At 75.0% G+C, this 11,737-nt stretch carries 7 protein-coding genes; 3 read left to right on the plus strand and 4 right to left on the minus strand.

Going from position 1 to position 11,737, the window contains the following annotated elements; all coding sequences use genetic code 11:
• Window positions 1-95 precede the first annotated feature (95 nt).
• Window positions 96-1,586, minus strand: a complete 1,491-nt coding sequence (locus ACFVQZ_RS02570; RefSeq protein ID WP_383619014.1) for a hypothetical protein — start codon at window positions 1,584-1,586, stop codon at window positions 96-98.
• 236 nt (window positions 1,587-1,822) lie between these two features.
• On the opposite strand from ACFVQZ_RS02570, the gene ACFVQZ_RS02575 reads away from it, so the two are divergent.
• The 3 genes from ACFVQZ_RS02575 to ACFVQZ_RS02585 all read left to right on the plus strand — a co-directional run bounded on the left by ACFVQZ_RS02575 (window position 1,823) and on the right by ACFVQZ_RS02585 (window position 7,610).
• Window positions 1,823-2,959, plus strand: coding sequence for an aminoglycoside phosphotransferase family protein (locus ACFVQZ_RS02575; RefSeq protein WP_383619016.1), 1,137 nt, complete (start codon window positions 1,823-1,825; stop codon window positions 2,957-2,959).
• Between the two features lie 304 nt (window positions 2,960-3,263).
• Entirely contained in the window at window positions 3,264-5,216 is a 1,953-nt protein-coding gene (locus tag ACFVQZ_RS02580; protein WP_383619018.1) for an N-acetylmuramoyl-L-alanine amidase, read from the plus strand.
• Between the two features lie 159 nt (window positions 5,217-5,375).
• Window positions 5,376-7,610 carry a germacradienol/geosmin synthase gene (locus ACFVQZ_RS02585; protein ID WP_383619020.1) on the plus strand — a complete coding sequence of 745 codons (2,235 nt, stop codon included), beginning with the start codon at window positions 5,376-5,378 and terminating at the stop codon, window positions 7,608-7,610.
• Window positions 7,611-7,669: 59 nt separating this feature from the next.
• On the opposite strand, the gene ACFVQZ_RS02590 is transcribed toward ACFVQZ_RS02585, so the two are convergent.
• From ACFVQZ_RS02590 to ACFVQZ_RS02600, 3 genes are all read right to left on the minus strand, one after another.
• Window positions 7,670-8,035 (minus strand): RNA-binding S4 domain-containing protein, encoded by a 366-nt coding sequence (locus tag ACFVQZ_RS02590; protein WP_030494978.1) that lies wholly within the window; start codon window positions 8,033-8,035, stop codon window positions 7,670-7,672.
• A gap of 16 nt (window positions 8,036-8,051) precedes the next feature.
• On the minus strand, window positions 8,052-8,549 hold the full coding sequence (locus ACFVQZ_RS02595) for a hypothetical protein (RefSeq protein ID WP_030494979.1): 498 nt from the start codon (window positions 8,547-8,549) through the stop codon (window positions 8,052-8,054).
• Window positions 8,550-8,629: 80 nt separating this feature from the next.
• Window positions 8,630-11,662: an ATP-binding protein gene (locus ACFVQZ_RS02600; protein WP_051787849.1), complete on the minus strand. Its 3,033-nt coding sequence runs from the start codon at window positions 11,660-11,662 to the stop codon at window positions 8,630-8,632.
• Window positions 11,663-11,737 lie beyond the last annotated feature (75 nt).

Here is an 11,737-nt window from a genome sequence, read left to right on the forward strand (position 1 = left end):
CGAGCACGGTGTGCCGCACGCCGGGCAGGCCGGAGCGCGGGCCGAGGGGCCCTGTCCGTCCGTCCGCGTCGCGCCGCCCGGGGTCGTACCGGTGCTCAGGCCGTCCCCGGCCGCGGCGTCTCCGGCGCCCGCGGCAGCTCGACCTCCAGCTCGGCCCGCAGGTCCTCGATCTTCGAGTAGCCCGCGTACTGGCCGGTGAGCCGGTACATCTCGCGCAGCCGGTGCCAGGTCCGGTGCGAGGAGGTCTCGCCCATCGAGATGAGGGCCAGCCGGGCGTAGCGGTCCGCCTGCTCCGGGTCGTCGGCGATGAAGCAGGCCGACGCCATCGAGATGTGGTCGAAGAGCTTCGAGCGGTTGTGCCCGTCGCGCCGCAGGTCCAGGGCGAGCCGGGCGTGGCGCTGGGCGGTGACCGCCGCCGCCGGGTCGTGCTCCGCGAGGGTCCGGTAGGCGAGCGCCTGCATGCCGTGCATGTCGGCCTCGTCGAAGCTCTGCATCCAGCTGGGCGTCTGCTCGTTCCGGTCCGAGACGAACAGGTCCTCGGCCTCGCCGAGGGTGCGGCGCATCGCCTGCCCCTGCCCCATCGACGCCTGCGCCCACGCCTCGATGGTGTGGAACATCGCCTTGGTGCGCGGCAGCAGTTCCTCCCCCGCGCCGGACTTGGCGAGGTTCATCAGGTCCAGGGCGTCGTCGGGGCGGCCGAGGTGGACCATCTGGCGGGCGGCGCGGGACAGCGCCTCGCCGGCCCGGGGCCGGTCGCCGCTCTCGCGGGCCGCGTGCGCCGCGATGACGAAGTACCGCTGGGCGGTGGGTTCCAGGCCCACGTCGTGGGACATCCAGCCGGCCAGGACCGCCAGGTTGGCGGCGACGCCCCACAGCCGGCGCTGGAGGTGCTCGGCGTGGCGGTACGCCAGCATGCCGCCGACCTCGTTGAGCTGGCCGACCACGGCCTTGCGCTGGAGGCCGCCGCCCCGGGAGGCGTCCCAGGCGCGGAAGACCTCCACGGAGCGCTCCAGTGCCTCGATCTCCTCCGACCCGATGGGGGCGGCCTCGTAGCGGTCGTACCCGGCGGGGTCGGCGTGGAGGGGATCGGTGGCGCGGGGAGCCGCGGCGGGGCGGGAGGGCTCCGTCCTGAGCCAGTCGTGCAGGGAGCTGTTGAGTGCGGATCCGGCGGTGAGCGCGATGCCCGCGCCCATCAGCCCGCGTCGGTTGAGCATGAGGTCCATTCCCGTGAATTCGGTGAGGACCGCAGCCGTACGGTCGGGAGCCCAGGGCATGCCGTCAGGGTTCTCGTCGGTGCTCCTGACGGCCTGCCGCGTACCGGCACGCCCGCGTCGTACGAACCCGAGGTCCTCGATGGTCACGACACGACCGAGTCGCTCGGTGAACAGGGCCGCCAGCACCCGGGGAACGGGATCGCGCGGGGTCTCCCCCTTGTCGATCCAGCGCCGCACCCGCGAGGTGTCGGTCGACAGCTGGGGGTGGCCCATGGCCGCCGCCTGCCGGTTGACCAGCCGCGCGAGTTCGCCCTTGGACCAGCCGGCGAGGCCGAAGAGGTCCGCCAGGCGGGTGTTGGTCTGTCCTGTCACGTCTAAGCCCCCAGGTTCTCGGCTGAGTTGACAGTAGCCCCCTGTCATAGGGCTGGCGACTATTCGCCAGGGTTCGCCAGGGTGCGCTCGGTGTTCCGCTACCCGTGCGCGGGTGTCAGGTAGGTATGCGCCACCCCGCCCCGTCGACCGGCCCTCATTTTCCCCAGGGTGCGGACCGGGGGCGGGCGGGGGCGACGCACGCTTTTCGTCGGCACACGAAGGGATCTGTCACCTCCATGTACACAGCATCGTCCTCCGTGTCCGCCCCGCCCCGGCCGCAGACCCGCCTGGCGCCGGCCGGGGCCGGACCGTACCTCGCCCCCGCGCCGCGGGGCGTCCGGCCGCGCCCCCGGGCCGCCGGAACCGGTACCGGACCCGGCGCGCAGATGAGCGGCAGGATCGACCTGTCGGGCCCCCAGGGGGCGCAGCTGAAGGTCGCCATCGCCTCGGTGCAGCGGATCTGCCCGGAGTTCAACCCGGTGCAGGTGCTGCGGCGCAGCGGCCGGTCGGTCCTGATCGTCGGGACGACCGGACGCACGACGGCGGTGGCGAAGTGTTTACTGGACCACTCGCCGGCGTGGGCGGAGCGCTTCCGGCACGAGATAGCGTCCTACCGGTCCTTCGTGCGGCACCGTCCGCCGGTGCGCGCGCCGCGGCTGATCGCCGCGGACCCGGACAACTGCACGCTGGTGATCGAGCGGATGCCGGGACGGGCGGCGGCGCTCTCGCGCCACCCGCTGGAGGCCCCGCCGCGGTCCGACGTGCGGGCGGCACTCGGCGCGATCGCCCGGCTCAACGCCTGGCGTCCGCCGGCCGGGACCTTCGACGCGCCGCTGGACTACGGGGCGCGCATCGCCCGGTACCACGAGCTGGGTCTCTTCACCGACCGGGACCGGGACGACCTCCAGAAGCTGCTGCACGGCCTGGCGCACGCGGGCGGGCGGCAGGGCATGGGGCAGTTCTGCCACGGTGACGCCCTGCTCTCCAACATCCTCCTGTCGCCCGCCGGGCCCGTCCTGGTCGACTGGGAGCACGCCGGCTGGTACCTGCCCGGCTACGACCTGGCGACGCTGTGGGCGGTGCTCGGTGACGCGCCGCTGGCGCGCCGCCAGATCAGCCAGATGGCGCAGCAGCAGGGCCCGGCGGCCCGGGACGCGTTCCTGGTGAACCTGATGATCGTGCTGACGCGGGAGATCCGCACGTACGAGACGGCGGTGCAGCGGACCATCAAGGAGGCCCCTCCGGCGGGCACGGTGCCGGTGCCGTCGGGGGCGCTGGCCCCCGGGGAGGAACAGCGGCTGCTGCTGAGGCGGCTGCACGACGACTGCGCCATGGCACGGCGGGCCGTGCGCGCGGCGGTCGGGACGCGCTGACGTCCCGGCCGCGACACGGGGGTGCGCCGCGCACCCGGTGCCGACACACCGGGAGTGCGGCGCTTCGCCGTCTCCGGGGAGAGTTCCCGGCCGCCCGCGCCGGGCGCGATTGGTCGAGACCACCGACGCGCCGCCGGTGGGCGGGCCGTCACCGCGAAAGTCGGCCCGCCGGGCCGCCGGAACGGCGCTGACGTGGGAACTCTCCTGCGGTGAGGGGTGATTGACGGATGGTCCGGGAGCGGCTACCCCTGTACGGGTTCGGTCCCGCACGCCCCCGTGTCACCCCCCACCCCTGGAGGCCGCCTTGCTCCGTTCCGCGTCGTCCCGAGGGCGGCTGCTGTCCGTCGCCGCGTCCGCCGCCCTGCTCCTGCCGCTGCTGTCGGGCGCGCCGCCCGCCGGGGCCGACGCGCCGGTGGCGGACTCGCTCCAGCGCCAGTTCGCGGCGGCGGCCGAGCGCCACGGCGTGCCGCAGAGCGTGCTGCTCGCGGTGTCGTACCTCCAGTCGCGCTGGGACGGGCACGCCGGCGCGCCCAGCGTGACCGGCGGCTACGGGCCGATGCACCTCACCGACACGGCGACGGCGCTGGCCCGTTCCGTACCGCACCACTCGGACGGCGACGAGGACGCGCGCGGGGACGCGGCGCGGCCCGCGCGCACCGGCGCCCACACGCCGCCGCCCGCGCCGGAGCAGCTGCCGCCGCGCCTGCGGACCCTGGAGCGGGCGTCGGCGCTCTCCGGGATCCCGGCGGAGGAGCTGCGGACCTCGACGGCGGCGAACATCGAGGGCGGCGCGGCGCTGCTCGCGGCGGCCCAGCGGGAGGCGGGGCTGGCGCCGAGCGCCGATCCGGGCGACTGGTACGGGGCGGTGGCCCGGTACTCGGGCGCCGACGACGCGGCCACGGCGGCGGCGTACGCGAACGACGTCTTCGACGTGATCCGGACCGGCGAGGCGCGGGTCACGGACAGCGGGCAGCGGGTGGCGCTGGCGGCCGCTCCGGCGGTGGTGCCGGAGACCGGCCAGCTCGCGGGGCTCGGACTGCGGGCGCCGGAGCCGGGCCCGGTGGAGTGCCCGACGACGGTGGCGTGCGAGTGGATCCCGGCGCCGTACGAGGAGTTCGGCGACGGCGACTACGGCAACCACGACAAGGCGGACCGGCCGGTCTCCCAGTCGATCGACTACATCGTCGTGCACGACACGGAGGCGACCTGGGACGTCACCCTCAAGCTGGTGCAGGACCCGACGTACGTCTCCTGGCAGTACTCGCTGCGCTCCTCGGACGGGCACGTGGCCCAGCACCTGCCGCTGAAGGACGTGGGCTGGCACGCCGGGAACTGGTACGTGAACGCGAAGTCCGTGGGCCTGGAGCACGAGGGGTTCCTGACGGCTCCGGACTCCTGGTACACGGAGGCGATGTACCGGAGTTCGGCGCGGCTGGTGCGGTACCTGGCGCAGCGGTACGACATCCCGCTGGACCGGCAGCACGTCATCGGGCACGACAACGTGCCGGGGACGGTGGCGTCGACGATCCGGGGCATGCACACGGACCCGGGGCCGTACTGGGACTGGGCGCACTACTTCCGGCTGCTCGGCCGGCCGCTGACGCCGAGCGCGGGACCGGCGGCGGGCGTGGTGACGATCCGGCCGGCGTACGGGGAGAACCAGCCGGTCTACACGGGGTGTTCGGCCGCCGGGCAGGCGTGCGCGCCGCACGGCAGCGGGGCCGTGCGCCTGCACACCGCGCCGAGCGCCGACGCGCCGCTGGTGAAGGACATCGGTCTGCGGCCGGGCGGGCAGGACTCCACGACGGGCGTCAACGACACGGGGGCGCGGGCGTCGACGGGGCAGAGCTACGCGGTGGCGGAGCGCCGGGGCGACTGGACGGCGATCTGGTACCTGGGGCAGAAGGCGTGGTTCCACAATCCGCAGGCGCGGCCGACGGCGGTGAACGCGCGGGGACTGGTGCTGACTCCACGCGAGGGCCTGGCGGAGGTGCCGGTGTACGGGCGGGCCTACCCGGAGGCGTCGGCGTACCCGGCGGGGGTGCCGGTGCAGGCGGTCTCGCCGCTGCCGTACCGGCTGCTCGCGGGGCAGCGGTACGTGGTGGGGCACAAGACGCCCGGCGAGTACTACTACGCACCGGTGTTCGACAGCAGCGGACACCGGGTGGTGCGCGGGCAGGAGGAGTACTACCAGATCCAGTTCGGCCATCGGATCGCCTTTGTGAAGGCCGCTGACGTGCGGGTTTCATGGGGCTGAGACGTTCTGGCCGAAAGGCGGGGGGTGGTGCCGGGGTCCGTCCCCCGCACCGCCCTTTCCTCTGTTCGTACGACTATTGCCGACGGGGGGTTCCTCGCTCCGGGCAGGGGTAAGGCTGGGCCGGAACAGCACCCTTCCCCCGGAAAGGCCCGTCCGCACATGCCTCAGCCCTTCGCCATGCCGGATTTCTACGTCCCGTATCCGGCGCGCCTCAACCCCCACGTGGAGGCGGCCCGGACGCACACCCGGGAGTGGGCCCGTGCGATGGGCATGCTGGAGGGCTCCGGGGTGTGGGAGACGGCCGACCTCGACGCGCACGACTACGCGCTGCTCTGCGCCTACACCCACCCCGACTGCGGCGAGGAGGCGCTGAACCTCGTCACCGACTGGTACACGTGGGTCTTCTTCTTCGACGACCACTTCCTGGAGGTCTTCAAGCGCACCCAGGACCGGGCGGGCAGCAAGGAGTACCTGGACCGGCTGCCGTCCTTCATGCCCGCCGACCCCGGCCACGGCATGCCCGAGCCGGTCAACCCCGTGGAGGCCGGCCTCGCCGACCTGTGGCGGCGCACCGTCCCCGCCATGTCCGACGGCTGGCGGCGCCGCTTCGCCGAGGCCACCGAGGCGCTGCTGTACGAGTCCCTGTGGGAGCTCGACAACATCAACGACGGCCGGATCGCCAACCCGCTGGAGTACATCGAGATGCGCCGCAAGGTCGGCGGCGCCCCCTGGTCCGCCGGGCTCGTGGAGTACGCCGCCGGGGCCGAGGTCCCCGACCGGATCGCCGGCTCCCGGCCGCTGCGGGTGCTCCGCGACACCTTCTCGGACGCCGTCCACCTGCGCAACGACCTCTTCTCGTACCAGCGCGAGGTGGAGGACGAGGGCGAGAACAGCAACGGCGTGCTGGTCCTGGAGCACTTCCTCGGCTGCTCCACCCAGGAGGCCGCCGACGCCGTCAACGACCTGCTGACCTCACGGCTCCAGCAGTTCGAGAACACCGCCCTCACCGAGGTGCCCGCGCTCGCCGTCCAGGAGCGCCTCACCCCCCAGGAGATCGCGGCGGTCGGCGCGTACACCAAGGGGCTCCAGGACTGGCAGTCCGGCGGACACGAGTGGCACATGCGCTCCAGCCGCTACATGAACGAGGGCATGCTCGACGGCGCCGCGCCCGCGCCCGCGCTCGGCATGTCCGTCCTGGACATCCGCAGCCTGCTCGGCGGCCGGTCCGGCGAGGCCCGGCTGCGCAGCCTCACCCACACCCCCCACCAGCCCGTCGGCCCGCTGCCGCTGCCCGACTTCGACCTGCACTATCCCCTGACCCTCAGCCCGCACCACCAGGAGGCGAAGCGGCGCTCCGAGGACTGGGCCCAGGCCATGGGGCTGCTGGACGACATCTGGGACCGGCCTCTGATGGAGGGCTTCGACCTCGCCCTCTGCTCGGCCGGCCTCGACCCCGACGCCACCCTGGAGGAGCTGGAGCTCAGCACCCTCTGGCTGACCTGGGGCACCTACGCCGACGACTACTACCCCCTGGTCTTCGGCCGGAAGCGCGACCTGACCGGAGCACGGGCCCAGACCGAGCGGCTGCGGGCGTGCCTGCCGGTCGACGACCCCGGCTCCGCCGCCGCGTTCGCGGTGAACCCGCTGGAGCGGTCCCTCGCCGACGTGTGGGCCCGGACCGCGGGCCCCATGCGGCCCGGGGCGCGCGCGGAGCTGTGGACGGCGCTCGACGCGATGCTGGAGAGCTGGATGTGGGAGCTGCACAACCAGGCACAGCACCGCGTGCCCGACCCCGTCGACTACGTGGAGATGCGCAGGAGCACCTTCGGATCCGAACTCACCATGCTGATGAGCCGGCTGCGCCGGAACGGCGCCCTGCCGGCCGAGCTGTTCCGGTCGGGCACGGTCCGCGCCCTGGAGAACGCGGTGGCGGACTACGGGGCGCTCGTCAACGACCTCTTCTCGTACCAGAAGGAGGTCGAGGCCGAGGGCGAGCTGCACAACGGCGTGCTCGTCCTGGAGCGGTTCTTCGACGTCGACCGGGACACCGCCGCCCGGATGGTGCACGAGCTGATGCGCGGCCGGCTGCGCCAGTACGAGCACCTGAAGCAGCGTGAAGTACCGCTGATGTACGCGCACTTCGGGCTCGACGCGGACGGCAGGGCGGCCTTCGGGGCGTGGCTGCGGGAGCTGGAGGACTGGCTCGCGGGCGTGCTGCACTGGCACCGCAGCGTGCGGCGCTACGGCGCCGGGGACGTGCACGCGGGCGCCGGCACCCCGCTGCTGCGCGCCCGCGCCAGGGCGACCGCTCCTGCGCCGGACTGGACCGTGCCGCAGGGGCTCGGTACCACGGCGGCGCGGGTGGCGAGCGCGTTCGCCGGCGCACCGGCCTGAGCGACCGCGAAGGGCCGCCCCGGACGTTCCGGGGCGGCCCTTCGGGTTTCCCGCCATGCCTAGGGGCGGCGGCCCCGCAGCTCGTCGAGTTCGCGGCGCTCGCGCTTGGTGGGGCGGCCCGCGCCGCGGTCGCGGACGGCGGCGAGGGCGACGTGCTCGCGCGGCGGCGGGGGCGGGGTCTTGTCGACGTACGCCTCGGCGGCCACCGGCGGGCCGACACGCTTGGTCAGCAGTTCCTTGACCTCGACGATCCGCTCGCGGCCCGCCACGTAGACCCGGACCTCGTCGCCGGGCTTCACGGCCTGGGCGGGTTTGGCCCGCTCGCCGTTGACCTTGACGTGCCCGGCCCGGCAGGCGGCCGCGGCCTGGGAGCGGGTCTTGGTGAGCCGGACCGCCCAGACCCAGGCGTCGACGCGTGCGCTCATCGGCCCCCGCCCCCGCTCAGCCCTGCTGGAACAGTTCGGCGGGCAGCGGCTTGAGCAGCGCGTACAGGTCGTCGGTGATCGGCCGGTCCCAACTGGCGATCGTCACCAGGACGTTGTCGCTGCGGTCGAACTGGACGCAGGAGATGCGGCTCTCGGAGAGCTTGAGGCGGCGCACGATGAGGAGGTTGTCACCCTGCATGACGGGGACGTCCTCGGTGTCGAGCACCTCGACCGGCTCGTCGTTCTCGAGGGCGGCGAGGAGCTGGGCGACCTCGAAGGGGATCTGGCCCTCGGCGAGCTCCCGGGCCGGGGAGCCCTCGGGGAGGTTGCCGATGATCATCGCGGGGCCGCGGCCGCCGAAGAGGTCGTAGCGCAGGAACACGCCCTGGCAGGAACCGTCGGGAGCGGGCAGCAGACCGGCGCCGAGATTGCCGGGCCAGTCCCCCGGATCCATGGCCAGGACGTCGAAGTCCGGACCCGCGGGAGTGGCGCTGCGGCGGCGGAGGAAGGACATACGGCCATGGTACGTGCCCGGGCGCGCGGTGCGGCGCCGGGCTCCGTCCTTCCGGCGCCGCGCGGGCGGCGCCGGCGGCCTCAGTCCCCCTGGTCCGCCGCCCCGGCGGTCTCCTCCGGCGCCTCCGGAGCCGCCCGCTCGCCGAGGTCGCCCAGGGCCTCGGCGAGCCCGGAGCGGTCGGTGCCCAGCTTGCGGTAGACGGAGGAGAGCAGCCGGGCCGCGGTCGTGGGGTCGACGCCGAGGACGGCGGCCGGGTCGAGGCCGCGGACGCTCGCGCGGGCGGCGGCCCGCTCACGGGCGGTGAGCGAGTTGCCGTCGGCGGTGTGCAGGGCGCGCGGGCGGAGCCCGGCGGCGGCCAGCTCGGCGCGGGCCTCCTCGACGAGACCGTCGGCGCCGCAGTCCTGGGCGGTCTCCAGGCCCCGGTACAGGTGCTCGGCGGCTTCGGCGTGCCGCTCGGTGCGGCGGAGGGCGGCGCCGAGGGCGACGAGCGAGCGGGCCAGCTCGTACGCGGCAGGCGACTGGTCGAGCCAGTCGACGGACTCCTCCAGGAGCTTGATCCGCTCGGGGCCCTCGGACACCTCGGCGGTGACGCGGAGCGCCTGGCCGATCGCGGAGGGCGCGCCGTACTGGCGGGCGCGGGCGACGGCGTCCTGCGCGGTCGTGAGGGCCTTGGCCGGGGAGCCGGTGGCGGCCTCGGCGAGGGCCAGGTAGAGCTGCCAGGGGCTGCACGACGGGTTGCGCTTGCCGCGGGGTTCGAGCCGGCGGCCGATGTCGGCGAGCGCGGCGCACGCCTCCTCGGCGCGGCCGGTGGCCAGCAGCAGTTCGGCGTGGACGGTCTCGCAGTCCGGGATGGTGACGGTGGCGGGGAACGGCTCGCCGAAGTCGTGCTCGCGGGCGACCCGCTCGGCCTCCTCGGTGCGGCCGCGGGCCAGCAGGACCTCGATCATGACGCCGGTGGCGTACCAGAGCGCGGGGGTGCGCGGGCCGACGCGCTCGGCGAGGCGGAGGCCGGCGCGGACGAAGTCCTCGGCCTCCATGAGCCGGCCGCGGCGGAAGCGGATGTACCCCAGGAGGGTGTACGCGAAGGAGAGGTGGGCGCCGCGCCAGCCCTGCTTCTCGAACTCGGCGGTGCCCGCGGCGAACAGCTCCTCGGCGCGCCCGGGCCGGTCGGCGTAGAGGTGGATGAGGGCGACGAGGACCGGGACCTCGAAGCCGCGGCTCTCGTCGCACCAGCTCAGGCCGCCTTCGAGGGCCCGTTCGGCGTGCCGGAGGGCGACGGTGGCGGGTTCGGCGCGGAGGGTGGCGTCCCAGGCGCGCAGGCCGATGATGTACCGCTCGGTGAGGTCGCGGCCGGGGAGCCGGTCGGCGAGGGCGGCCAGCCGGCGGGAGCGGGCCGGCGACTCCGGCTCGTCGGACCGGAGGGCGTCCCACATGAACCGCTCGGCCTGGATGCGGAGCCGGCTGCGGGCGTCGGTGGTGCGGCGGCTCTCGTCCTCCAGCAGGGCGGACGCCTCGGCGAGCCGGTCGCTGTGGGCGAGGACCTGCGACAGGCGGTAGACGATGCCCTGGCGCAGGACCGGGTCGGCGATCGGCTCCTCCAGGGCGGCGCGCAGGTGGTTGACGGTGGTGGCGGGCTCGGTGAGGAGCGAGGCGCAGCCGAGTTCGAAGAGGACGGCGGCGCGCTCGTCGGCGGCGGGAGGCTCCCGCAGGGCGCGGGCGAGGTGGCGGCGGGCCGCGTCGGGGGCGCCGGCCCGGAGGTTCTCCCGGGCGGCGGCCCGGAGCTGGGTGACGACCCACGGGTCGCCCTCCGGGTGGGTCTCCAGCAGGTGGCGGGCCGCGGCGGCGGGGCCGAGCCCGGCGTCGATGACGCACCAGGCGGCCTGGCCGTGGAAGGCGACCCGGATCGCGTCCGGGATGGCGCGGTAGACGGCGCTGGCGATCAGCGGGTGGACGAACTCGAGCGGGCCGTCGGGGGTGCCGGGGGCGGCGAGGACGCGGGCCTCGCGGAGGCGTTCGGCGCAGTCGGCCACGGCCTCGTCGCCGAGGCCCGCGAGGGCTCCGGCGAGCGCCGGGGAGATCTCGGTGCCGAGGACGGCGCAGGCCCAGGCGAGCCGGACGGTGGCGGTGCCGAGCCGTTCGAGGCGCTGGACGAGGCCGCTGCCCTTGAGGGCGGCGGCCAGGTCGCGGAGCTCGTGGGCGCCGTCGGCGGTGGGGTCGAGGCCGCGGTCGCGGACCTTGGCGGCGAGTTCGACGGTCTCGAAGGGGTTGCCGGCGGTGACGGTCCAGAAGTCGTGGCAGAACGCGTCGTCCGCGTGGGCCCCTATCCGGTCCCGGACGAGCTGGGCGACGGCCTCAGGGGTGAGCGGGGCCAGGCCGTGCGGGCGCTGGCCGGACCGCCGCCCGGTGAATTCGGCGCCCTCGTCGGGGAGTTCGTCGGGGCGGTAGGCGACGACGAGGAGCATGGGGAGGTCTTCGGCGCGCGGCGCGAAGGAGGCGAGCCAGCCCAGGGACTCGGGGTCGGCCCAGTGGGCGTCGTCGAGGACGACGACGAGCGGGGCGCGGCGGACGGCGAGGTGGGTGAGGACCCAGTCGAGGCCGTCGCGCAGGCCCTGGGGGTCGGGCGGGGAGCCGGCGGTGGCGGCGCGCAGGCCGAGGGCAGGGCCGACGATGTCGTACCAGGAGCCGAGCCGTTCGCGGAGTTCGGCGTCGGAGGCGTGGGCGAGCTGGGGCTGGAGGAGCTGGCGGGCGACGTGGAAGGCGACGCGCTGCTCCTGGTCGCCGCCGCGGGCGGAGAGGACGGTGCAGCCGCGGGCGCCGGCCCGGCGGCGGATCTCGGCGAGGAGGGTGGTCTTGCCGAGTCCGGCGGGTGCGGCGTAGACGAGGACGCCGCCGCGTGCGGCCGGGGTCTCGGGGCGGTGCTCGGCGGAGCCCGTACGGCCGTGGAGGGGGATGACGCGGGCGTCGCGCGGGGCGGGGACGGTCACGGGCGGGGCCGGAGGCTCGTCGGCGAGGCCGGTGAGCAGGTCGAGCGCGTCCTCGGCCGCGTCGAGCGCGGCTTCGCGTTCGAAGAGGCCGAAGCCCTGCCGGGCCTGCCTGCCGTCCTGTCGTGCCACGTTCCACCCCCACACAGGGGGCGCACGCCCGGCGCACGGTCGGGGCGCCTGGGCGATCACCCCGCGAAAGGTCCA

It is taken from the genome of Streptomyces sp. NPDC057854, assembly GCF_042797055.1.
Taxonomy (GTDB): Bacteria; Actinomycetota; Actinomycetes; order Streptomycetales; family Streptomycetaceae; genus Streptomyces.